General features: G+C 57.5%; 20 protein-coding genes. 7 read left to right on the plus strand and 13 right to left on the minus strand.

Features of this window, described 5'->3' with window-relative positions; all coding sequences use genetic code 11:
- Window positions 1-59: 59 nt before the first annotated feature.
- Both OZX75_RS06315 and OZX75_RS06320 read left to right on the plus strand, forming a co-directional pair.
- Window positions 60-326 (plus strand): HPr family phosphocarrier protein, encoded by a 267-nt coding sequence (locus tag OZX75_RS06315; RefSeq protein ID WP_277145808.1) that lies wholly within the window; start codon window positions 60-62, stop codon window positions 324-326.
- Between the two features lie 202 nt (window positions 327-528).
- The gene (locus tag OZX75_RS06320) at window positions 529-1,608 is read left to right on the plus strand and encodes a LacI family DNA-binding transcriptional regulator (protein WP_525930233.1); all 1,080 of its coding nucleotides are present in this window, start codon (window positions 529-531) and stop codon (window positions 1,606-1,608) included.
- A 120-nt stretch (window positions 1,609-1,728) separates the two neighbouring features.
- Here the strand turns inward: OZX75_RS06320 and OZX75_RS06325 are convergent, their stop codons facing one another.
- The 6 genes from OZX75_RS06325 to topA form a co-directional block, all read right to left on the minus strand.
- Window positions 1,729-2,880 (minus strand): DNA polymerase III subunit delta', encoded by a 1,152-nt coding sequence (locus tag OZX75_RS06325; RefSeq protein ID WP_277145810.1) that lies wholly within the window; start codon window positions 2,878-2,880, stop codon window positions 1,729-1,731.
- A gap of 37 nt (window positions 2,881-2,917) precedes the next feature.
- On the minus strand, window positions 2,918-3,073 hold the full coding sequence (locus OZX75_RS06330; RefSeq protein ID WP_277145811.1) for a hypothetical protein: 156 nt from the start codon (window positions 3,071-3,073) through the stop codon (window positions 2,918-2,920).
- A 43-nt stretch (window positions 3,074-3,116) separates the two neighbouring features.
- Window positions 3,117-3,743, minus strand: coding sequence for a dTMP kinase (gene tmk, locus OZX75_RS06335; RefSeq protein ID WP_277145812.1), 627 nt, complete (start codon window positions 3,741-3,743; stop codon window positions 3,117-3,119).
- Window positions 3,744-3,881: 138 nt separating this feature from the next.
- A complete protein-coding gene (locus tag OZX75_RS06340) occupies window positions 3,882-4,151 on the minus strand; it encodes a DUF4160 domain-containing protein (protein ID WP_277145813.1) in 270 nt (89 codons plus the stop codon).
- Window positions 4,144-4,590 (minus strand): hypothetical protein, encoded by a 447-nt coding sequence (locus OZX75_RS06345; RefSeq protein ID WP_277145814.1) that lies wholly within the window; start codon window positions 4,588-4,590, stop codon window positions 4,144-4,146. Before OZX75_RS06345 ends, OZX75_RS06340 begins: the two co-directional genes overlap by 8 nt.
- A gap of 378 nt (window positions 4,591-4,968) precedes the next feature.
- Window positions 4,969-7,980 carry a type I DNA topoisomerase gene (gene topA, locus OZX75_RS06350; protein ID WP_277145815.1) on the minus strand — a complete coding sequence of 1,004 codons (3,012 nt, stop codon included), beginning with the start codon at window positions 7,978-7,980 and terminating at the stop codon, window positions 4,969-4,971.
- A gap of 770 nt (window positions 7,981-8,750) precedes the next feature.
- On the opposite strand from topA, the gene OZX75_RS06355 reads away from it, so the two are divergent.
- The 3 genes from OZX75_RS06355 (at window position 8,751) to OZX75_RS06365 (ending at window position 12,637) form a co-directional block, all read left to right on the plus strand.
- The gene (locus OZX75_RS06355) at window positions 8,751-10,211 is read left to right on the plus strand and encodes an MATE family efflux transporter (RefSeq protein WP_525930234.1); all 1,461 of its coding nucleotides are present in this window, start codon (window positions 8,751-8,753) and stop codon (window positions 10,209-10,211) included.
- 217 nt (window positions 10,212-10,428) lie between these two features.
- Entirely contained in the window at window positions 10,429-10,902 is a 474-nt protein-coding gene (locus tag OZX75_RS06360) for a MarR family winged helix-turn-helix transcriptional regulator (protein ID WP_277145816.1), read from the plus strand.
- A gap of 307 nt (window positions 10,903-11,209) precedes the next feature.
- A complete protein-coding gene (locus OZX75_RS06365; RefSeq protein ID WP_277145817.1) occupies window positions 11,210-12,637 on the plus strand; it encodes an MFS transporter in 1,428 nt (475 codons plus the stop codon).
- 232 nt (window positions 12,638-12,869) lie between these two features.
- Here the strand turns inward: OZX75_RS06365 and OZX75_RS06370 are convergent, their stop codons facing one another.
- Both OZX75_RS06370 and OZX75_RS06375 read right to left on the minus strand, forming a co-directional pair.
- Entirely contained in the window at window positions 12,870-13,427 is a 558-nt protein-coding gene (locus OZX75_RS06370) for a type 1 glutamine amidotransferase domain-containing protein (RefSeq protein ID WP_277145818.1), read from the minus strand.
- Window positions 13,428-13,536: 109 nt separating this feature from the next.
- Window positions 13,537-15,945 carry a DUF6541 family protein gene (locus OZX75_RS06375; protein ID WP_348519484.1) on the minus strand — a complete coding sequence of 803 codons (2,409 nt, stop codon included), beginning with the start codon at window positions 15,943-15,945 and terminating at the stop codon, window positions 13,537-13,539.
- A gap of 347 nt (window positions 15,946-16,292) precedes the next feature.
- Between OZX75_RS06375 and OZX75_RS06380 the strand changes: the two genes are divergently transcribed.
- Both OZX75_RS06380 and OZX75_RS06385 read left to right on the plus strand, forming a co-directional pair.
- A complete protein-coding gene (locus OZX75_RS06380; protein ID WP_277145820.1) occupies window positions 16,293-17,576 on the plus strand; it encodes an FtsX-like permease family protein in 1,284 nt (427 codons plus the stop codon).
- Window positions 17,573-18,784: an ATP-binding cassette domain-containing protein gene (locus tag OZX75_RS06385; RefSeq protein WP_277145821.1), complete on the plus strand. Its 1,212-nt coding sequence runs from the start codon at window positions 17,573-17,575 to the stop codon at window positions 18,782-18,784. Before OZX75_RS06380 ends, OZX75_RS06385 begins: the two co-directional genes overlap by 4 nt.
- Window positions 18,785-18,981: 197 nt before the next feature.
- On the opposite strand, the gene OZX75_RS06390 is transcribed toward OZX75_RS06385, so the two are convergent.
- The 5 genes from OZX75_RS06390 to OZX75_RS06410 form a co-directional block, all read right to left on the minus strand.
- The gene (locus OZX75_RS06390) at window positions 18,982-19,896 is read right to left on the minus strand and encodes an HD domain-containing protein (protein WP_277145822.1); all 915 of its coding nucleotides are present in this window, start codon (window positions 19,894-19,896) and stop codon (window positions 18,982-18,984) included.
- 82 nt (window positions 19,897-19,978) lie between these two features.
- Window positions 19,979-21,010 (minus strand): LacI family DNA-binding transcriptional regulator, encoded by a 1,032-nt coding sequence (locus OZX75_RS06395; protein WP_277145823.1) that lies wholly within the window; start codon window positions 21,008-21,010, stop codon window positions 19,979-19,981.
- A gap of 233 nt (window positions 21,011-21,243) precedes the next feature.
- Window positions 21,244-22,134: a carbohydrate ABC transporter permease gene (locus tag OZX75_RS06400; protein WP_277145824.1), complete on the minus strand. Its 891-nt coding sequence runs from the start codon at window positions 22,132-22,134 to the stop codon at window positions 21,244-21,246.
- Window positions 22,135-22,137: 3 nt separating this feature from the next.
- On the minus strand, window positions 22,138-23,064 hold the full coding sequence (locus OZX75_RS06405) for a carbohydrate ABC transporter permease (protein WP_277145825.1): 927 nt from the start codon (window positions 23,062-23,064) through the stop codon (window positions 22,138-22,140).
- Between the two features lie 59 nt (window positions 23,065-23,123).
- Window positions 23,124-24,503 carry an ABC transporter substrate-binding protein gene (locus OZX75_RS06410; RefSeq protein WP_277145826.1) on the minus strand — a complete coding sequence of 460 codons (1,380 nt, stop codon included), beginning with the start codon at window positions 24,501-24,503 and terminating at the stop codon, window positions 23,124-23,126.
- Between the last annotated feature and the right edge of the window lie 36 nt (window positions 24,504-24,539).

Here is a 24,539-nt window from a genome sequence, read left to right on the forward strand (position 1 = left end):
GCTATACTCATGCTCATGCGTACAAGCCTCAACGCATGCAGACAACCAAAGGAGTTTTCATGGCAACAGCACAACGCACCACGACCATCACCGATCCAGTAGGAATCCACGCCCGCCCGGCTTCGTCGTTTACCCAAGCGGTCGGCGAATCGGGTTGCACGGTGACCATCGCGAAGAAACCCGGCGAACCCGTCAACGCGGCCAGCATCCTTTCAATAATGGCCCTCGGCATCAAGCAGGGAGACACCGTGGAAATTACCGTCAACGGCGACGAAGCAGAGCAACAGGCCGATAAGCTCATCGAAATACTCACACAGGCCGAATAGCGAAAACAGCAATGCAGGCGGGCGAAAGATTGAACATTTCTCTATTCTTTCGCTCGTCTGCATGTATTGTGTAGAACAGTCATGGACACAATTAACAGATAAGGAGAAAAAAATTATAATTGAAATCGATGATGACGACGGCTTTGGTATTGCCCAAGCATAGAATCGTCACCGTACTATCGGATTGTTGTGGGGAGAAAGCATGAGACCGCGAGGCAGAGGCTCGGAACACATCAATCCGAACAATTCAATAACCGAAGTCGCAGCATTGGCGAATGTTTCGACAGCCACTGTTTCCAGGGTGCTTTCAGGACGCCGGAAAAAAGACGACGACATCGCCCGCAGAGTACGCGACGCTGCACAAAAACTGCATTATTCCGCGAATCCTGCCGCGAGCAGCCTGCGCAGCGATATCACCAATATCATCGCAGCCGTTATCGCCCAACCCATCGATTCGTTCTCAGCGAACCTGGTCACCGAACTGGAGTCCAAGGCGCGCGAATCCGGCAAGTATCTTCTGATAAGCACCGGCAAGAAGGAAGACGAACTTGAAGAGCGACTTCAGATGTTGCTCGAGCGTGGAGTCGACGGGATTGTCATCGTCCCCGGGCCCCGAATGGACCTTTCACCCGCCTTGGCCCAGCTTGCCGAAGAAAAGACGCCGATCATTCAGATCTCCGGGAAAAGCACCTCTACCCACATCAACTGGATCGGGGTCGACGTAGCGACGGCAATGCAGGAAGCGATCACCCATCTCACCGATCACAACGGCACTTCGATCATGTTTCTGAACCCTCAAATCGACACCGACAACGCAACCGACGCCTTGGTGACATTCCAGTATTCCGATCAGATCACCGGCTATCTGCACGAACCGCGATGGATCACCTTCGGCGAATGCACGTTGCAACGCGGATACGACGACATTCTCAAGACTTTTCAAGACGACAACCGCGATCGGCCAAACGCCATACTTTGCGGATCGGATGAAGTGGCGGCCGGAGCCATCATGGCGTTGCGGCAACTGGGAATCTCGGTTCCCGATGAGGTCAATGTCATCGGCTATGGCGACACCTTGCTCGCGACGTCATGCCGGCCTTCGATTACGTCGTTGCGGCCGCCATACGAGGAGATGGCGCAGGAGGCCCTGCGGCTTATCGAGTTGAAACGCAGCGGCAAACGCCATCTTCCTTCGCATACGGCCTTTGCCCCGCAAGTGATCCGCCGGGAATCGACATCTTCGCCTCGCATCGGCACCAGCGACATGGCCGACCCGCGCTGATCATAAACAGTCAGGCGCGGGAAGTGCGGCTCACGCGTTCCTTACCCACAATCCTCAGCCAAACAGTCCTCGGCGTTTCAGCGACATGACGGAATACAAGTAATACAATATACGTAGATCTCACACCAGCAACGCGCAGAACAGGGCTTCGAAAAGCAGGGTCTGGTTGCCGTTGCCGTTAAGCCGGCGACGGGCCACGGATATCGATTCGAGACGATCGACCACGCTCTGGCGGGTCAGGCGCTCGGCGAGGTTGACCAGGGACGAACGTTTCTCCTTGTTAATAAGACCGGCTGAATCCACCGCATTGTTCTGAATCACCGCGACGTCACGGTAGATGCTGGCGACGGTATTGAGGTCACGGTCGAGCACATCGCGGCTGCGTCTGGTGGCCCGGCGCTTGATATCGGCCTTTTTGCCGATCTGGTTGAAGGCGCCGCGAAGCTGCGGCGGAATTCGGTCCTTTTCACCCAGGCCGTTGATGCGCCGGAATTCGGCTTCCTGCGCTCCCGCCTTCTCTTCGACGTCGTTTTGCGCCTGGGCCTTGGCATTGTCGATGAGTTGGCCGGCGAGCAGCACGGCATCCGAGGCCTTGCCCATATTGAGCACACCTGAGACCAGTTCGGCGCGGTCGCCCCTCACGCGCTCGTTGGTGGCATAGAGCTTGGCCACGCCGATATGCCCTTCGGCCAGACGCGCGCATTGCTCGGCCAGTTTGGGTTCGATGTTCTCCTGCGTTTCCAGGAACTTTGCCACAGATTGCGTCGAAGGCACAGCAAGGTTGACGATACGCGTGCGCGAACGGATGGTCGGCAGCACGTCTTCGGCGCTTGGCGCGCAGAGGAGCCAGATGGTGTGGGGGCTCGGTTCCTCGACCTCTTTCAACAGCACGTTGGTGGTGCGTTCGAGCATGCGGTCGACGTCTTCGATGATGATGACGCGCCACGGCGCGATGCTGGGGGTCTGCTCGGAGGTCTCGATCAGGTCGCGGACCTCGTCGATGCCGATGGTCACCTTGTTCGTCGCCAATACGGTGACATCGGGATGCGTGCCGGCCAGCACCTGCTCGCTGGAACGCTCCAGCTCATCACCCAAGCCATGGCTCGGGCTCTCCAAAGCCGCGGCGAAAGCGCGCGCCACGTTGGAACGGCCGGATCCGGGAGGCCCGCAAATCAGCCACGACTGGGCGATGGCCTTGGGGTCGCCGGACGCAATGGCACGCAGCTGCCCCACGACCTGATCCTGGCCGACGATCGAGTCCCATACGCTCATTGTTCCTCCGTTTTTCACCTGTTGCGCCATCACCACACTATTGCCTGCCGCCGATAGCTGATGACGAGAGCATGACGCCAATCTCCCATATGCCCTGTCCGAAGTCGACGTAATCGTCTGCACGATAGCCGCTACACGACAAATCGTCGCGCACCGAATCAGCTTGGTCAATCACCTGCAGATCGCAAACCATAAATCATGCATTACACGACAATAACTAAGCCTGCTTACCTGTCTTACAACCCACACGACCAATCCGCCAGCAGCTCATCGGCATCGCCGCGAATCTGCCGCCACACTTCATCGATCGGCTTCGAAGCATCAATGACCTTGAACCGCGACCGCTCAGCCACCGCCAGGTCCAAGAACGCCTGTCGCGTACGCTGCTGAAACCCGTCGCCGGCCGATTCCATGCGATCTTCGCTGTGCTCAAGACGGTCGTGCGAAACCGCAGGGTCCATATCCAGCAGATAGGTGCGTTCCGGCAGCAGGTTGTTCGTCGCCCACAGACTCAGCTTGCGCACTTCCTCTTGCGTCAGCTCCCGTCCACCTGCCTGATAGGCCAGCGACGAGTCGATATAGCGGTCGGAAATGACCACGGCCCCACGAGCGAGTGCCGGTCGGATGACTTCGGCGACATGCTGGGCACGGTCGGCGGCGAACAGCAATGCTTCGGTACGCGGCGCGATATCGCCACCGTGCAGCAGCAGCTGCCGCAAATCCACACCAAGCTTCGTGCCGCCCGGCTCACGGGTGACCACGACCTCGCGTCCCATCTCCTCGACGTAACGCTTCAGACGCTCGACCTGCGTGGTCTTCCCCACGCCGTCGACACCCTCAAACGAAATAAACACCCCGCTCATAATCCTCGATCCTACTTAAAACAATCTGTCAGAACGCTCAGTCGTTACGTCAGAGCCCTATATTCTTTATTCCGAACAAATCCAGATCTCCAGTTCAACCTGCTTTCAATATCCATCTTATGCGCGCATCGGATTCTATCAGCGGTCGAAATGATGATCTCCGAATGTTCTGTCCCAAGCACTGACGATAAAAGCATGCCGACGAGCCAAATCATTGCGAATCTTCTTCAGAATTTTCGGCGGAATCTTTCCCCTATTGTGCGCCAGCACCACATCGCCGTCCGCGCCCAGCACAAACTTCGCCATATCCCTGTCGCGTCCTTGCGAAACATGCACGTGAACCCCGTGGTCTCCATCGTGGACGTTGAATGAAATCTCGTAACCTTTAATAATAAATTTTTCAGTCATCGCCGAACTCCCTATCGTCTTCGCGGGAGCCTTGTACCAAGTCATAATTCAACTTGTAATAATTCAAGAGAAATGGCATGAAATCATCGGGGAAATTCGAAGAAAGAACATTTCCCTTGTTGTCGAAGACCGCCTTGCGGCCATAATCGACTTCGGTAATCGTAACGGTATCTTCGGTATAGCCAAGCCGAACGCCGTCCATCTCAAAAAGGTCGTCACATTGCATGTTGCACCTCCTTTCCTCCTGCAATACCGCCAATTGTAGCGGAGAAGCGGGAGGACGAGAGGTGCCGCGAGCACCAGCACGATCAGACAGGTTGGGCGCATTGGCACCGTTGGAAATCCACTGATTCGTCTTTGCGAATCTGCTCTTACTGGCTGAGTTACGCCCATCAACAGGCCTTCGTTTGCCGACGCTCAACGAGGGTGAATACGCCACGTTCCGCTCCTTTCCTTCGACTCGAATCGCCTTTGATTCCATAGAAGCACAAAACGCGAGATTACCGTGACAAAATAGAGCACTGTGGTCGGATGATAGGGGTTATCCACATTTGAGGCGTGTCGCGGCCGACGCCGGTTAGTTATCCACATTCAGGGGTGCCGACAGTCATCGCCTATCCACATCTATCGGCTATCAGCCAAATATTCGGCCAATCATCCACATTCGTCCGATTGCCGGTATGGGTTCAGCGCTTGCCGACATTGCTGATTCCACCAGCTGCCCCACGCCAGCCAATCCGCTCTATAACAACGTATCCCGTCCTGAGCCAACAGGAACGGGATACGCGACAGATCAGCAAATCAGCAGACCCTAAGCTTACTTCTTGGCAGCCGTCTTGCGGGTCGTGGTCTTCCTGGTGCTCTTACGCACCGTCGTCTTTTTGGCAGACGACGACTTGCGCGTACTCGTCTTGCGAGTCGTTGTCTTACGGCGGCCGCGACGCTTCGTCGGACCGGCAGCTCGTTTTTCGGCAAGCAGCTGGAAGGCGGTGGCCGGGTCGATGGACTCCGGGGTGTACTGCTTCGGCAGCGTGCGGTTGGTCTCACCGTCGGTGATGTAAGCGCCGTAGAAACCGTCCTTGATGGTCACGTTCTTGCCGTTCTCCGGGTCGGCGCCGAGCTCGCGCAGCGGCGGTTTGGCCGCTCCCCTGCCGCGGCCGCGACCGTACTTTGGCTGGGCGAACAGTTCCTTGGCCTTGTCGAGATCGACGGTGAACAGTTCGTCCTCACTGCCGAGCGAACGCGTCTCGGACTTGCCGTCCGCACTCTTCTTGGTGAGGTAGGGGCCGTAACGTCCGTTGCTCGCGGTGACGACGGCCTCGCTGGTTTCACCGGTTTTGGCATCCGTCTCGTCGTACTTGCCGACTTCGCGCGGCAGGCTCAGCAACTTCAGCGCCTGTTCAAGCGTGACCGTATCCGGGCTCATCGTCTTGAACAGCGACGCCATCTTGGGCTTGGGCACTGCGGATTTGGCGGTTTTCCTGGCACGGGTCTTGGCAGCGGGCTTGGACGACTTGGAGCCCTTGCCATCGGCCGCTTCGACGGAATCGGCGGCATTACCGGCTTTTGCGGCCTTCGCCGCAGCCGCCTTGGCTTCGCGTTCGGCCTTCATTTCCGCTTCGGCCTCGGGAGAAATCAGCGCGACATACGGCCCGAACCGGCCGCTGCGCACTTCGACGGTGCCGCCGGTCGCCGGATCCTTCCCCAATACGCGCGGTCCGCCGGCGTTGTTCTTGATCAGCTCGTGCCCGGCCTCGACGGTCAGCTCATCGGGCGCCATTGTCTCGGGAATCGAGGCGCGCTTGGGGTTGCCCTCGGCGTCGAGGTTCTTCGTATCCTCAAGATACGGGCCATACCGTCCGACACGCACCTGCAGACCGTCGCCGATCTCGATGGTGTTGATGGCGCGGGCGTCGATGTCGCCGAGCTGCGCGACTTGCTGCTGCAGGCCGGCGTGCGCGTCATCGGTGGATTTCGCGGTGTCCTCGCCGTCGCCGAAGTAGAAGCGTGTGAGCCATTCCTTACTGGTCTCCTTGCCCTGCGCGATCTTGTCGAGCCCGTTCTCCATATCGGCGGTGAACTGGTAGTCCACGTACTTCGGGAAGTTCGTCTCGAGCAACTTGGTCACCGCGAAGGCGAGCCAGGAGGGAATCAACGCGCGGCCGCGCTCGTAGACGTAGCCACGGTCGATGATGGTGGAAATGATGCTGGCATAGGTCGACGGCCGGCCGATCTCCTTGGCTTCAAGCGTCTTGACCAGCGACGCCTCGGTGTAGCGGGCGGGAGGCTGGGTTTCGTGGCCGTCGGCGGTGACCGATGTGGCGTTGAGCACCTCGCCGGTTTCCATCGGCGGCAGTGCCTCATTGTCTTCGGACTTGCCCGATTTGGCGGTTGCCTTGGAATCCTTGGCCTTGACTGCGGCGGACGAAGAGGAAGCGGACCCCGAAGAACGACGCGGCCAGCCGGAGGCCTTGAGGAATCCAGGGAATTCGATGACGGTACCAGAAGCCTGGAAGATGGCCTCGCCGCGATCGCCGGCAGATGCCGAAAGCCGCACGGTGGCGGTGAATCCCTTGGCATCGGCCATCTGCGAGGCCAGCGTACGCTGCCAGATCAGGGTATAGAGCTTGAGCTGGTCCGGCGGCACCTTCGTGGCCAGTTCGGACGGATCACGGAACGTCGAGCCAGCCGGACGGATGCATTCGTGCGCTTCCTGCGCACCGGCCGTCTTGGTGGCGTACTGCTTGGGTTTGTCCGAAAGGTATTCGGCGCCGAAGTTCTTGGTGACGGACTGGCGCGCGGCGGCGATGGCCTCCTGCGAAAGCGTGACGGAATCGGTACGCATATACGTGATGAAGCCGTTTTCGTAGAGGCCCTGCGCCGCCCGCATGGTCTGGCGCGAGCTCATCGAGAGCCGGTTGCCGGCGGCCTGCTGCATGGTCGAGGTGGTGAACGGCGGCACCGGACGGCGGTGGTACGGCTTGGATTCCATCGAGACCACGGTGAACGGCGCGTGCTCGAGCGCGGCGGCGATGGCCTTGGTCTGGGCCTCGTCAAGCTGGCAGACATTGTCTTTCTTTGCGCCGGCAGTCAATTCACCGGTGGAGGTGAAATCGCGGGAATTGGCCAAGCGAGAACCGCCCAGCGAGACCATACGCGATTCGAAATCGACGTTCTCGCCCTGCGCATCCGGGGCAGAAAGCTCGGCGATGACATCCCAGTACGGCGAGCGCACGAACGCCATGCGTTCCCGTTCGCGCTCCACGATAAGCCTGGTGGCCACGGATTGCACGCGCCCCGCAGAAAGTCCTGGGCCGACCTTGCGCCAGAGCACCGGCGAAAGCTCATAGCCGTAAAGTCTGTCGAGCACACGGCGCGTCTCCTGGGCGTCGACCATGTTGGCGTCCACGTCGCGGGTCTTGCCCACGGCGGCACGAATGGCGGTAGGCGTGATCTCGTGGAAGACCATGCGGTGCACCGGCACCTTCGGCTTGAGCGTCTGCACCAAGTGCCACGCGATGGCCTCGCCCTCGCGATCCTCATCAGTCGCGAGGTAGAGTTCGCTGGCGTCCTTCAGCGCGTTTTTGAGCTGCGCGACGGTTTTCTTCTTCTCCGGCCCGACGATGTAATACGGTTCGAAGCCGTCGTCGACGTCCACGCCGAAGCGGCCGAACTTCTCCTTCTTGCTGGCCGGCACCTGGCTGGGTTGCGCCAAGTCGCGGATATGGCCGACAGAAGCCATGACCGTATAGTCCTTGCCGAGATATCCGCCGATTTTCTTCGCCTTGGTCGGGGATTCCACGATGACAAGTTTCTTACCAGTCGCCATAACCGCTCCTTCACGTTTCGAGGTTACGTTTGACATACTACCCACAGCATACAGCGAACAATCACTGTAGCGTGTGGCACAACATAATAATAAGGACTACCACACTGCACCGAACAACCGCGCTATCACGCTATACCGAAGTGTACCCACATAGAAAAAGAAGTACAGCAAAGCACCTGGTTAACGTCCCTAAAAACCACAAAGCAATCCGAACTTTGAATCTGCTTTCAGATCTCCCACCCTCAATTCAGCGCATATTGTTGAGGCATGAATCGCCGTAAAACGATATTTCATATTGGCTAAATCGCTTATCGACCACCGGTTAAATACTCCATTTAACCGTCCAATACGCCAAGTATTCTTTCAGTCTGGGGGAAATACGGCATTTGCATATCAATTGCCACATTCTTACTTACTCGAGAATGGAAGGGAAGAAAATGCGTAAGGGCGCATAAAGCCCGACCGGTATCGTCGTAGCCACGGCGGTACCGATGACGCAGGTGCTTCAACCCCAGTTGAAAAGGAGCGGCCAATAGCAGATTACTCAATAATCCGAGTGAAGGGCTACGCGACGTCTGCCGTTGTGCGGCCCTTTTTTAATCTCCGAAAACAGCGCAAAGCGGTTATCGGCACAAGCTCGGAAGCCGAACCTCAGCGCCGTCTTGCCGGCCTATGACCAAAAACACAATATAATGCTGGTGCTCCAGCATCCGCGCCGTTACAATGGCAACCGAAACGCTCAAAATCAAGAATCCAGAGAATAAAGCACCGTGACCAAAACGCCAGCGACAAGCAAGAACGATCCGACCTGCCAGAAGGCAGGAGACACGACAGCCGATATCCAAAATACAGGCAAGGCAGCGCTGCGCGAACCATCGGCAACCGACGCCCCGACCTACGACCGAGACGAACGCAGACGCGTCAACCGACAGATACTGGCGTTGGCCATTCCCACTTTCGGCCAGCTCATCGCCGACCCGCTTTTCGTCCTGATCGACACGGCCATCGTGGGCCACATCGGCGACACCGCGCTGGCCGGGCTTTCCATCGGCTCGACGGTGCTTTTGACCGTAGCCGGGCTGTGCAACTTCCTCGCCTACGGCACCACCTCGCGCGTCGGCCAGCTCATGGGCGCTGGGCGTAAACGCGAGGGGCTTGAGACCGGCGTCGACGGACTGTGGCTGGCGCTGATCATCGGCGTCGTCATTTCGGCGGCGTTCTTCCTCGGAGCGCGACCCCTGTGCGCGTTGATGGGAGCGCGCGGCGACGTACTCGACAACGCGACGATTTATCTGCAGGCCGTCATTTTCGGACTGCCCGGCATGTTGCTGGTCTATGCGGCCAACGGCATCTTCCGAGGGCTCAAGAAAGTACGCATCACGCTGGTCGCCGCCGTTGCGGGCGCAATAGTCAACACCCTGCTCGATTTTCTTTTCGTCTTTGGGTTGGGCCTAGGGATCATGGGCTCCGGGCTGGCGACGCTCATCGCGCAATGGTTCATGGGTATCTATCTGGTCATCCCCTCTCTGAAATGGGCGCACGACGCCGGAGCAACACTGGCGCCACGCCTCGCCGGCATCACCTCCACCGCCGCCGACGGCCTGCCGCTCTTTATCCGCACGCTGGCCCTGCGCATCTGCCTGGTGGCCACCGTCGTGCTCGCCACCCACATGGGCACCGAGGTCCTCGCCGGCTACCAGGCCGTCAACTCGAGCTGGAACTTCGTGCTGAACATGCTCGACGCCATCGGCATCTCCGGCCAGGCGCTCATCGCCACCGAGATCGGCGCAAAGCGCTATGGCCGCGCCCGCGAAATGACGCGGATTTCGGCACGGGCCGGGTTCTACGGCGGCATCGGCATCGGAATCGCCCTGATCGTCTTCGGTCTGTTCGCCGCCCCGATGTTCAGCCCCAACGCCGCCATCCAACACCTCATCGTCATCGGAACCATCGTCGTGGCGATTTTCCTGCCCCTCGCCGGCTGGATGTGGGCGCTCGACGGCATCCTGATCGGTGCGGGCGACTACCAATATCTCGCCATCACCTGCTCGATCGTCACCGTCGTCTACCTGCCGCTGGTGCTGGTCCTGAACTTCATCGACGGCGCCTACAACCCCAACGCCACCGTGCGCATGGTGCTGCTCTGGGCCGTCTTCAACGTCGTCTTCATCGGCGGCCGTTCGCTGTTCAACGGCCTGCGCGCCCGCGGCGACAAGTGGATGAAGCAATAGAGACTCAGCGAACCTGCACGCCCAAACGAGCGCATTTCAAACCAGAACCGTCATTGTCCGCCATTGCGCTTTTCAATACCCCACTTTGGGCGTGCCACGACCACAGGATTCGCTTCCCAATGTCTCGACCTCCGATAGTATTTGTTAGTTAGCTAACGAATTATTTTGCCGAGTTTGTTTTCTTGCATGCGCTCGGCTGTCGAGAAGGTAAGCGAAAATGACCGATACGCCAGATGGGCGTCCGGAGAACTACGGGCGTCTGTTGCAGCAAGCCTCGAGCAGTATGGGGCAGGAACTCGGAAGATTCGCCGCAAGATACGGGCTTACGGAAGTGCAAATGGCCGTCATCAACTTCATGAGCTCGCAACCGGGCGGGCAGGTGGCCCAGCACGCCATCGAGGAGGAGTTCCATATCCAGCGCTCCACCGTCACCGTAACCCTGCAACGCATGGAGGCACGGGGCCTGCTCACCCGCGAGCAGGCCCCGGACGACGCTCGGCGCAAGACCGTCCGTCTCACTGCCCGCGCCACGCGTGACGTCGAGGCCATCCACAATTACATCGACCATGAACAACGCGAGTTCGAGCGCCGCTTCTCACCTACACAAATCACGGATTTCAAGGCCGCACTGGCCTTCTTTGCCCACCAACAAAACGACGACAACGAGATCGAATCAGCGCCTCCTCGCTAATCGAATGGGCTTGCCGATATTCAACAGAATGATCACTGCCGAATACAACCGAAATCATGCAACTTCATATGTATCCGTCATAAGTTCAATTTTCGGGCATCTTGGTGCACCAAGTAGCCCCATTTTGGAAGAATGACCCACATTTCTCCAAAAAACAGGCATCTTGGTGCACCAAGCAGCCCAAAAAATGTAAATTAACGGCTCAATCATCAAAAAACAGCCATCTTGGTGCACCAAGATCAATGAAATTGGCACTTTAGACGGCATAGACACCAAATATCCGATACATTCAAGAAAGCCACTATCCATGACATCACATACATCAACAACAACAGCGCCTGCGAACACCGCTCGGTCGCAAGCGCAGCCCTCAAAAATCCCCGGCAAAGTCTTCGGCGCCATCATCGCCGCCGGGCTGCTCTCGTTGAGCGGCGTAACCGTCGAAACCGCCATGAACGTCACGTTCCCGACGCTCATGAAGGAATTCGGCATCAACACAGAAACCGTGCAGTGGGTGACGACGGCCAACCTCCTGACCATCGCCATCGTCGTGCCCCTAAGCGCCATGCTCAAGGCGCGTTTCCGTACCAAGTCGCTCTTCCTCGTGGCGAACCTGTCGTTCCTCGCCGGCCTGATCCTCGAAATCGTCACACCGAACTTCGCACTTCTGGTCACCGGCCGCGTCATCCAAGGCATCGGCGCCGGCATCGCACTGCCACTGATGTTCAACATCATCCTGGAAACGGTGCCGCCGCAGCGCATCGGCCTGATGATGGGCTTCGGCACGCTGCTGACCGCCGTCGCCCCGGCCATCGGCCCGACCTTCGGTGGCGTCATTGTCTCCAACACCAGCTGGCGCGTCATCTTCGCATGCCTCATGCCCGTCGTCATCATCTCACTGATTCTCGGCATCACCTGCATCGAGCAAATCAGCGAAATCCGCAAGGTCTCCTTCGATATTCCGAGCATCGTCCTCATCGCGCTGACCTTCGGTGGCCTGATCTATGGCTTCAGCTCCATGACCACCAAGCCGATTCTGAGCATCCAGGTCGGCGGCGCCATCGTCGTCGGGCTCGTCGCGCTCGTGCTCTTCTGCACCCGTCAGTTGAAGATTACGGCCCCGATCATCGATATCCGCACCCTGCGCAATCTGCGCTTCTCCGGCTTCGTCATCGCGTTCTTCCTCCAGCAGGTCGTCTCGCTCGGCCTCTCGTTCATTCTGCCGAACTACCTGCAGCTGGCCGACCATTCCTCCGCACTCGTCGCCGGTCTCACCCTGCTTCCCGGCGCGGTGCTCGGCGCAGCTTTCGCCCCACTTGGCGGGCACATCCTCGACATCGTGGGCGCGAAACCGACACTCATCTTCGGCGGCGTAGCGGCCATTGCGGCAATGACATGCTTCTTCACCTTCGGCCATAATCTCACCAGCGTGGCCGCGGCCGCCATCTATCTGCTTTACATGTTGGGCATCGGCATCAGCTCGGCCAACATCATGACCACCGGTCTCTCGCATCTGAGCGGAAAAGAGCAAAGCATGGGCAACGCCATCTTCAACACCGCCCAGCAGTTCGCGGGCGCGGTCGGCACCTCCATCGCCGCCGCCATCCTCGCCGCCGGTCAGGCCGCCACCTCCGATATCGCTGCGGGAACGGCGAACGGTGCAGTCATGGCCTTCGGCGTGCTGCTCGTCGCCCTCGTCATCGAGTTCGTTGATATCCTCCGCGCGCTGTTCTAGGCCACGCCGTTCTAGGCTGTGTCTGCGAACAGAGTCGCTTGCGATCGCTCCCGCACATAGCAACAACGGCTATGATGACGCTACATATTCGTCATCACAGCCGTTTGATATCCGAAGTCAATTCAATATCACGAACCGTCTCGGGATCACGAACCGATTCAACTCAAGCCATCAGCGATTCTTGAAATGTCGGCATTCCGATGATTCTGAGATCCGTCGCGACAGGCCGCGCTCAGTTTCCGAGCGCATCCTTGATCGCGCCGACAAACGCATCAAGGTCCGCAGGTTTGCGCGACGTGATGAGCTTCCAGCCCTCGGCGTCGTCGACGTGAACTTCCTCGTCGACGTACGTGCCACCCGCGTTCTCGAGGTCCGCGGCGATATAGCGGCAGGCGGTCAGCGTCTTGCCTTTGAGCATGTCGGCGTTGACCAGAAGCCACGCACCATGGCAGACCGAGGCGATCGGCTTGCCCGCGGCCGCAAAGTCCTGCGCGAGCTTCTGCGCCGCCGGGTCGACACGCAGACGGTCGACGTTGCAGGTGCCACCGGGCACGACGAGCATGTCGAAATCGTCGGCGGAAACCTGAGCATACGTGGTATCAGGCTCGACGATTTCGCCGACATACCGGTCGTGCCGCACGGTCTCGATCGGCGCGAGCTCCGAGGCAGCCAACGTCACCTGCGCCCCAGCGGCCCGCAGATCGCGCAGCGGCCGGGTCATCTCGGTCTCCTCGATTCCCCAGTTGCGTACGATAATCAGTACTTTCGCGTCGCTCACCGATGTAGCCATAATGCCGTCTCCTTACATTTCGAACATCAACATTCTCATTGTATATAAAGGAACTCTGAACCCGAACCGAATCGGGTGACGGGATTCACTATCTTGCCTACTTTCGCGTTTACTGCCCGCACTTGATGCTGTAAAGCGCCCAATTTTTGGCATAAGGACCGTAAGAGCTGAAATCACGCACCTTGACGAGCGTACCAGCCTTCACATAGCCGTCGATCAGGTCCTGACGATGGAACGTATCGTACTGCTGGCGGAACGTGAACATCTGCAGACTCGGCGCCTGCGGGCCCATCGCCAGGAAGTATTTCGGCACCTTGCCGTCGACGGGGCAGGTCGTGGCGGTCAGCTTCGCAGGGTCTCCCGATTCGAACGCCGATTCGGTGGCCGCGAAGATCGCACCGTTCTTTTCATGCATCGCGTTGTAGATCGGATAGAGCATATTGGCGTCGAACATCGCCGAGCCGTACATCGAACCGTTGAGCGGATCGGAGATGATCAACGAGGCGTTACCGGTCAGTTTGACGGTTTGCTTCAGCACGTCATATTTGGCGCGCGTAAGCTGTTCGTTTTCGGGTTTGCCCGCCAACGTGGTATTGGAAGCCAATGACTGCCCCAAGACCTGGCGCGGCACATTGCCGAACTGGCAGGAAATCGCGAGCGCCGCCAACACCATGATCGACACCGCCTTCCCGCCGTTGCGTGAAAGCCAGCCTGCGGAGACCCGACCGGCAGCACGTTGCAAGACCTTCGCGCCCGAACCGGAATCATGCGGGGTATCGGCAGTGCCATCGGTCCCGCTGTCGTCACCTCCGCACGAGCAGGACACCGCACATGCCGCAAAGACCAACAGCGGGATGACGGCGAACGGAATCATCGTCAGCGGCCGGGTCTCGGCGCGATACCATGCGGCGGCCACGATATTCGGGAACCATCCGGTCAACGAGGTCGAGCAGACATACACGAGCCCGACCAGCACAAACGCGAGAACCAGCGACACGGCGTCTTTGGCCATCATGTGCGCAGGGGCAGTGGATCGCGGAGGGAACCTGTGGCCACGGGAATCAACCGTGTCGGAATCACATCCGGCATCCGTTAAGACATCAGATCCAGCCAATCCAGCGGCGGACATGTCATCTTTGCCGTTCCCAGATTGGGCAACAACCGATTTTTCGGCATCGCAGAGAGGATTATCGGCTGAAATACCGGCGGAGACGTTGGCATCTGCCGAACCGTCACCGACCTCTTCACCGTCTGCGCGGCCGTCGAATTTGATAATCACAAGTCTCGATTTGACATAACGCAATACAACAGCGAGCGCCGCCACCAGTGCGGCCGCGACCACCACGGCCATGAACCATCCGGCGGCACCGCCTACATTGTCGGTGAACAAGACGCGCAAGGCATCCGGCACGGTGCGGTTGGGCTTGTAGGTATGGAACCAGCTGGACGGGTCGAAATAGCGGGACGAATGATAGTGCCCGATCATATAGAAGAAGAATGCGACCGCACAGACCACAACGGCAGCAAACAGGCCGGCAATGGCTTTCCACGGCAGGCGCATGAGCATGAACGGTGCCATCAACAGCAGCCAGGTGAAGGCGATGCGCGGGTGCGCGAAGATGCAGAGCAGACCGAGCAATACGGTCGCGACCAACCACCGTGAGATACGGTAGCGCTCTGCGATGGCGTCGAAAAGACACAGCGTCGCATACAGCCAGAACGGCAGGAGCGTGGTGGCCAAACCGAACGCGATCAGCGGGCCGGAGACCAGCATCTGGAACGGATGGCTGGCCGAAGCGACCGCGAGCAAGGGCACAATCAGCATCATCGCGCACGAGAAAGGCCTACAAGAAGCCGAACCGGAATCGACGATCTCATCCCAACCGTCGTCTTCGCTGCCACCGGCGGAAAGGGTTTCGGCTGCCGTTGCCACACCGCTAGGCGAAGACGAATGACGCAACCCCCGTTTCGTTGATTTCCCTTTACCCTTCACGGGTCTCAAAGCGATGTGAACGGAAGATTCGAGGCCGCGCCATCCTTCGACGAATCTGCCATCGACCTTTCGCGTGAAATAGCTGGCCCACAGCGACACCCCGGCCGGCCAGACAAGCCCGGAAGTCACCAGCCAGACGGTGTTGAAGGCAGTGTAGATATTGATTTTGATATGCAGAAGATTGCCGAGTGAAACGAGCGAGGCCGCAAGAATGTGGAACAACGGCGGGTAGTAAGCGTCGTTCGGCCATAGCCGGGTCGCGGCACCGAGACCTTCACGCAGCAGCTTGCGAATGAAATAGTAATGGGCCGGCGCATCGATCTCCTGCAACGGCAGGTTCCACATGTCCCCGGTTTTGGGAAACCATGCCAGGACGATGCCGAATGCAGCCAGCACGCCGGCAACCGAACATATCGGCAATGCGGCATGGCCCAAGCGTTGTTTCCATTTCGTATTCATTACCGGCCATCCTACCTGCCGGGCCGAGGTTTTATCCGCAGATGCCCCAACATGTACCAAAATCACAACAACAGAAAAACAGATGGACCAAATACTTCCTTCCCGGTATCGCGAAGCGAATCAAGTCTTCGTGTCACTTCAAAACGGAAATTCCCAGAAAACTTTCATCATTTCTCTAGGTTTTGTTCGCTTCATTCAAGTTTCGTCACATATACTGGTGTCTGTTGCCCATGCTGCGGCCTAGCATCGAAAGGGTGCAAGCCCAAATGGCGGGAAACATGCGGTGTCTGAATGTCACGCTCGGCAGGATAGCTTTCAACGCGGCAAACTACAGGCCTCAAACACAGGAGAAATAGATGTTCGTGCTAACCAATGCTTGGTCTTCGGTGATACGTCATACATGGCGCAGCATCATGATGCTCCTTGTCGCCGGAATCATGATATTCGGCGTCGTATTCGCCTCTGCCGTATCCAGCGCGTCCGGCAAAGCGCATGGCGATGCGTATCAGGCACAGGCGCCTGTCGCCGTTATCCGTCCAAACGCCGCGATGGAGAGCACGCTCAAGGGTGACGACGTTGCAAGCGTGAAGAAGTACATGTCCTTCGACGACTACGGTACGTACGCGATGTCGTTGCAACAGATCGGCGTGCAACAGCCGCAATTCTCCATCGGGATGTCGCTGCCGATGCGCCAGACCGGCTCGATCAAGGCTATACCGGGTCAAAACGACGCAAGCACCAAGAAAACCGGCGGTGAAACCACGCTTTACGGATACTTCGACAAAGACGGCGTCACCATCAACCCTTGGGGCGCTTTCAAGGTAACCCAAGGAAAATCCTTGGACTACCAAGCCAAAGACGGCAAGAACGTGCTGGTATCCGTTGCCTTCGCCCGCAAGAACAACCTGCATGTAGGCAGCACGTTCAAGCTCGGCAATCCCGAGACAACAGACACCTACCAACTCAAAGTGCGTGGCATCTACACGTACACCGACCCCGCGCCGGCCGGGCACGGCAGCGACGCGAAACTGGCCAAGGACAACCGCGACAACGCCATCTACGCCGAACCGATGGTCCTGACCGCGAACAAACTCTTCAGCGAAAACCCCAAAGGCTGGCTGAACCCACGTTATGACGTCGGATTCAAACTCGAAAACGTCGACCAATACAAGGCCTTCGCACGAGCGGCCAAATCGATGAAGCTGCCGAAGGGCTATGAAATCAGCTCGCCGACGCTCGACCGCTACAACAACAAGCTCAAACCGTTGGATTCGCTGAACAACGTGATGGGCAAAGTTCGTATCGGCCTCTACGCAGGCGGCGGCGTCGTTTTGCTGCTGCTCGTAGGGCTCGCGCTGCGTCGACGCACCGAAGAGATCAGGATGGACATGATCATCGGCGTCACCCGCGCCCGTGTGGGCTGGCAGTTCTCTTTGGAGACCTTGATGCCTATGGTTCCGGGACTGTTGATCGGCGGGATCGCCGGGGCGCTGTCCGCCAAACCGTTGGGGCGTGCGTTGGCCGGAGGAATCGCCACACCTGCCGTATCCGCGTGCTGGATGGCCATGTGGTACTCCATCGCCATCGTTGCCGCACTGGCTGTCATCGCCTTCTTCCGGGCTGTTTTCGCTGGCACTTCCCATATCTTCGACGTACGAGACACCCTGTCTAATAACAACACGGAGGCTCAAGCATGAGTAAGAACACCGATTCGAAAGACACAGCCATGAACAACGAGCCGAATGATAAAGAACAGGACAATCAGGGCGAAAACGCAAAGGACACTTCGGCGGTCGACTATGATGTCGTTTTCGACGATGACGATGATGCCCTTGACCTCGGCAGCCTGGCAGCTTCCGGCCAAGGTCCTGACGACGTTGCCGACAGTGACGACGGTGACGACGGTGACGACGCGAATAACGACATACACGACGAGGATTCTTCCACGGCGGACGCGAAAGCCGAAGAGAGCATCGACGACAAGGCCATTGCCGACGGCGCAGCGGCTTCGAACGCGCACCGTGTCAACGAAACCCTCGGATTGGCCGTGCAGGCTGAGGACGAGTTGAACGTACACGTTGCAAAGTCCCCCGCCATCGAACCGGCCACCGCGCTTTCTTCGCGACTCGACAAAGAGACCATCGCCGAAGCCGACATCCTGCTGAAGCCGAATCCGACCTTCGCACTCGATCATGTCACCTTCACCAATCGCAAATCCGGTCGAAACGTTTTGGACAACATCGATTGGGGCTTCTTTGCCGGCTCGCTCTACGCCATCACCAAGGCCGACGACGAGCAACGTCGGGCGCTTCTGGCGGTTTCCGCCGGCTTCTACCGGCCGGATAGCGGCCAGGTCATGGTGAAAAGCCAAAGCCTTCTGGAGCTTGAGACCAACGAAATCCGCGGACACCGCATTGGCCTGATCACTCAGCGTTACAGCCTGCGTGGCGACCTTGACGCGCTGACCAATCTGACCTTCACCATGCGCGCTTCCGGACGCACGTTCCTTAAGCCGATTCCCGTCGTGGCGCGTGATGTACTGAAGTATGTCGATTTCGGTGAAGCGGCCACCGGGGTGAAAGCGACCGACCTCAAACCAGTCGATCAGCGTCGACTGGCCATCGCGCGGGCTATCTGCTGTGAGGCCACCGTCATTCTCGCCGACGACCCGGTCGGCGGCCTGAAAGGCGATGACCGCGAAGCCATCCTCGGCCTGCTTTCGCGTATCGCGCACGCTCAGGACCCGAAGCGCTGCGTCATCGTTCTGGTTCCCGGCTTTGGCGCGGAAAGTGCCGAAACCGCCAGCAACAGCACAGCTGAAGACACCGATTCCGACGCTGAGGCAGACGAATACACCAGCGAAACGGATTATGAAGCCAAGGCCGACAAGGTCTACTCGTTCTGAGTCAGCCATATCCCGAATGAAGATACAGAGATAATCACAAAAATAGGCCCAAAATCGTGATTATCTCTGCCGATCTACAGAGATAATCACAGAAATCAGCTCATTTTTGTGATTTTCTTTGCACCTTGCATCTTTATGCAGAGATAATCACAAAATGGGCGAAAGCGCACTTTCCGTAGCTCAAAAGCAGCGATCAGCTATGCGTCCAGCTTCATATCGAACTTTTTGGCGAGCGCGGGGATGTCGGGAACTCCATACTTCTTGACGAGGTCAAGCCACGCCTGCTCGTTGTCGACGCCAAAGCGCCGGGCCTTGCGCGCGTAGGCCTCGGCGGTAAGGAAGCGCGGCGGGATGGACTTGCTGTTGTATTTGTCGGCCACCATCACCACCTCTTGCTCCAGGTTCATCGGCACGTAGTCGGCCGGAGGCAACGGCAGCCCTTGCGCGACGACCTGCTCACGCGTCAGCCCTACTCCCGTATGGTTGCGAGCGAATTGCGCGATGGATTCGTCCACGCCTTGGCTAGTTAGCCAGTCGTATCCACGCAACCCGTGCAGGATATAGTTCGGCCCGTCGAATTGCAGCTTTCCGCCGTCCGACCCGTCATGTTTGAGCACGAGGTAGGTGCCGATGTCATGGAGCATGGCCCCCACCACGGCGAGGTTCTCGTCAAGCAGACGTGGCGGCACGGTGCCGCCACTCACCCCGTCTGTTGGCGGCACGGTTGCTTTGATGGTGCCTAAAAGACTGCCGTTATTGCGTTTCTGGGCCATCAGCGCAGGGGTGACATGTATTTCGTCGCCACTCTTGGCATCCGTTTTGGCGTTGGTGCCACCATTGTTGCCTCCGACAGAAGCGTCAGCTTGAATACCACTGTCATTGCCGTCGTAAGCATCAGAAGCATCATCCAGAGATTTCCCGATGAGTTCCGGCGCGTCCTTGGGCAACGTACAGCGCCGCACGAACAGCGCGTTCTGCCGCCGCACCAGCTGGCGGGTGATCGTCGCGATGATGACGCAATGGGTATGGATAAGGTCGTAGGCTGCTTTGGAAGGTGCGATCTTGTGATGCAGCTCGTCCGCCTGCGCAAGTGTAGGAATATATCCGGTCATGGCTTCTATTGTAGAGGCCGTTAAAAAACGCTTAAGCACTCGGCCTTTTTCACAGGCAAAACCACAAAACACCAAACAGTCGCTAGGCTTTGGTCGAATCTCGTTCAATCAGAGAGAAATCGGAAACGAACGTGCGCGGAGCACCACTATAACCCTCAATGCGTTCGATAAGCATTTCAACCGCCTTACGGGCATATTCATCCGTATGGGGATCTATCGTGGTCAACCGAGGCGTCGAAAAAGCCCCTTCCGGAACATTATCGAATCCGACTACCGCGATATCCTCGGGGATTCTGCATCCATGCCTCTGCAGCTCATTCATCATGCCGAACGCCAACGCATCATCCAGACAGACCACGGCATCGGGACGCTCGCCTTCCAACAATTTGTCCCCGGCCTGTACGCCCGAAACACTGTTGAGCGGATAAACCGATATGACTTTCGACCAGTCGACTTCAAGGCCCCGCCGTTCAAACGCACGAGCATAACCTTGGATTCTGAGCTCTTGAGTACCTTCCTTCGCATCAAGCAGCCGTTTCCAGTCCCGATCGGCAGGAGCTCCGACCAACGCCACGGAACGATAACCCCGATCAAGCAGGTCACCCGTCGTCTTTTCCAATGCATCGACATTGGGCATCGTCACCAAATCCGCTTTGCCGTATGCGCTGTAATCGCCGGCCAGCACCGTCGGATAAGGCTGGGAAAGAATCGCGGCTTCATCCGCCAATGCGGTATCGGTGAAGAAAATCCATCCATCCGCACCAAGCCGATAAGTCTCCTCGATGATGGAAGGAATACCCGGTCCCCCGGATGCGTAGGTGCTGACAATGACCCCATAGCCACGTTCACGGGCAACGTCGATAATCTGATTGGCAAGGTAGGAAGAGAAGGGTTGCAAAAAGTCGAATACAGCCAACCCGATGAGTTTTGAACTTCCTGTTTTCAGCGACCTTGCCGAAACGTTGACGGTATAGCCCAGATTGTGCATCGCTTTCAAAACACGTTCGCGCGTGGAGGGACGCATGCTTCCTGTTCCATTGAGCGCATTGGAGACGGTTTTGATGGAGACTCCTGCCTCCTTTGCCACATCTTTAATCGTCACTCTGGAACGCATAAACAATCCTTTTCACTGCCACATTATTCAGACAAACATCGTCTAAATATACAAATACATATTAGCTAGATAACATCGTAGTCAAGCATACAGCCACCCCTGAGGCAAGATTTCATAAAGAAAGCCGTGTCCGCGCAGCTGAAGCTGCACAAACACGGCATAGTGTCAGATATGACGTTCAACAGAAACCTGCCAAATACGCCACTCAGATTCTTTACTGTCTTACCTTCTTACTACTGCTTCACAGCTCCGGCGGTAATGCCGCCTACCCAATAGCGCTGCAGGAAGAGGAACGCCAGAACCAGCGGAATCACTGAGATGAAGGCGCCGCAGGTGATGAGATTCCACACCTGCTCCACACCCGCACCGGCGTTGGACTTGGCCTGCCATTGGGTCAGACCCACTGTAATCGGGAAGAGCTTGGTATTGGCGAGCACGACCTGAGGCAGGAAGTAGTTGTTCCAGCAATTGACCACGGAAAGCAGGAAAACCGTGGTGATGGCCGGGGTCATGATCGGCAGCGAAACCTGGAAGAAGGTCCTCATCTCGCCGGCACCGTCGACTCGCGCCGCTTCCATCATCTCGTCAGGCAGAGAAGACGTGCAGTACACGCGCATCAGGTACGTGCCGAACGGAGAAAGCAAGGAAGGCAGGATAACCGCCCAGATCGTATCGTTCATTCCGATCTTCGTCATGATGATGAACGTGGGAATGACCAATGCCGTGGTCGGAATCATCAACGCGCCGAGAACGATGTTGAAGTACACCTTGCGGCCACGGAAACGGAATTTGGCGAACCCATAACCCGCCATAACCGACAATGCCGTCGCACCGACACCGCCGACCAAAGCGTAGAGCAGCGAATTGAACAGCCAACGCCAGTAGATGCCATCCTGGTAAGTGGTGAGTTCCTTGATGTTGTCCCACAAAGCGAAATGCTTGTCGAACCACATCGGGCCGCCAGTGCCCATGAACAACCCGGCGTTGTTCTTGGTGGCGGCGACGATAAGCCACCAGACCGGCAGAATGAAGTAGAGAATGCAGATCACCATGAAGACCTTGGCGGTGATCTGATGCCCCCTGTTGATCTTCTGACCTTTATCGATATTCTGATTCTGTTTCATCGCTCAGTCCTCCAATCCAGACTGCTTGCGCGTCAATACCATGAACACCACGCTGAAGATGACCACCAGAAGGCCGAGTGCGAACGAGACCGTCGCGGCATAGTTCATTTGGTTGTAGTTGAATTCCAAAGCCTGCGCATACATGTTCGGCGTATATTCAGGTGGTATCGCGGAGTTCGCGTTGTTTCTCAAGACCATCGGCTCGGTGTAGAACTGCAACGTGCCGATCAACGCGAAGATGGTGACCATGACCATCGAGCTGGTGATCATCGGGACCTTGATCTTCAAAGCTATCTTGACTTCCGAAGCCCCATCGATTCGGGCGGACTCGTAAAGATCCGTCGGAATCGACTGCAACGCAGAATAGAGAATGACCATATAATAGCCGGTCCATTGCCAGGTGACCATGTTGACCAGCGAACCGAAGATGCTGCCCGGAGCAAGGAAATCAGGCGCTTTCATGCCGAACAGTTGGAAGAACGAAGTGAAAGGCCCCATATCCTTTGAATACAGGAAGCCCCACATAAGCGCGCCGATAACCACAGGAATGGCATACGGCAAGAAGTAAAGCAGGCGGGAAACCGATGCGAATTTGGACTTCACACTGTCGAGCACGAGCGCCAGCAGAAGCGCGAACAAAAGCTGAATGGGCACCATCACGATGGTGTAGAGCACAACCAATTTCAGACCATTCAGGAAAATAGGATCGGTGAACACCCTTTTATAGTTGGCAAGCCCGGTGAATACCGTACCACGGACCTGCGTATAGCTGTATAGCGAAACAAAGAACGCATAGACAAGCGGAACGACAAGGAACAGGATAAACACGATGCCGAACGGGGCAGTGAATATCCAGCCCCAGCGGTTCGCCTTTGTCGTCGACAACGACTTGGTACCATGCGGCACAACATTATTTTTCTTTTTCGACATGAGCTTCTCCTCATTGAGGGGGAGGCGGGCCGGAACCCGCCTCTCCCTAAAATCACTTGTTACTCGACCGTGAAGCCCTGCTGCTTGGCATAGGTGCTCAGTGTCTTCTCCCAAGCATCAAGCTTGGTGCTCACATTGGCGCCATCGCGCAGAATCGAGGCCAAAGTCTTGGTCTGCTCATCATTGGCATAGGTCTGGAAGGGCAGGAACTGATAGCCCTTGTAGTTCTGGGCAACCGGGGCGATGATCTTGTTGATCTGCTGGTTGTTGAAGAACTTCTCACCACGGTTCAGGAACGCCTGAGACTGCAGCTTCTTCTGCCAGGTCGGATACAGACCGGAATCGTTGACGGCGATGTCCTGGGCCTGATCGTCACCGAAGAACTCCATGGCGACCTTGGCGGCCTGCTTGGTGTCCTTGGCCTGATCGGTCACCGTAAGGGCCGAACCGCCGCAGTTGATGGCCGGGTCGTTCGCAGTCCAACCCGGGGCCTTTGCGACCTGCCAGATCGAACCGTCCTGGACACCGGAAAGCCCATTGAGGTAGCCGACCATCCACGAAGCATGGATGATGGTGGCATAAGAGCCGTCGACGTTCTTCTTGTTCCAAGCCGCGGTATCCGTATCATCGGTGGCGACGATACCTTCCTTGGCCATCTTCTGCCAGAAGGTGACGACCTTCTTGACCGAAGCGGAATTGACATCGATGCCGACCTTTTCGGGGTCGTTCGCGGAATACTTGAAGACCTTGCCGCCGGCCTGATCGTAATAGGCGTAGTTGAACAGGGTGCCGTTAGGCTGCCAGTTGCCGATGTGGCCCTGATAGCCCTTGGCCTTGAGCTCAAGGCCGGCCTTCTCGTACTCGTCCCAAGTCGTCGGAATCTTCACGCCGTACTTGTCGAAGATGTCCTTGCGGTAATACATCACGACCGGGCCGATATCCACCGGCACACCATAGACGCTCTTGTTGCCGCCCAACTGGACGTCCTTCCAAGCACCTGGAGTGTAGTTGTTCTTGATTTTGCCGACCCCGTACTTGTTCAGGTCTACGAGATGCTTCTCAACGCCTGAAGCGTACTGCGGCATCATGGCATATTCGAGCTGCACGATGTCCGCGGCTCCGGACTTGGCCTTGATGGCGGTGCTGAAGCGCGAATACGCCTTGGCGGACTGATCGGAGCTTGTCCAGCAGACCTGCACGTCGTTATGGGTTTCGTTGAAATGGTCGATCAGCTTCTCGACCTGGGGATACCAAGACCAAAGAGTCACCTTTTCGGCCTTGGGATTCTTTACCTTATTGATGCACTTGGCGGAATCATTGGCATGCGCGTCGCTGCCGGCCGCCTTCGAGCCGCTGTCAGAACCCGAACCGCATGCTCCAACAGACAGGGCCATGGCGCCCGCAAGGACGAGGCCCAATGCCTTGTTGATACTTCTCATTTTTTCCTCCTTATCGTTGCGCCAACACTGGCACAA

Origin of the sequence: Bifidobacterium sp. ESL0800, from assembly GCF_029395355.1 — a bacterium.
Taxonomy (GTDB): Bacteria; Actinomycetota; Actinomycetes; order Actinomycetales; family Bifidobacteriaceae; genus Bifidobacterium.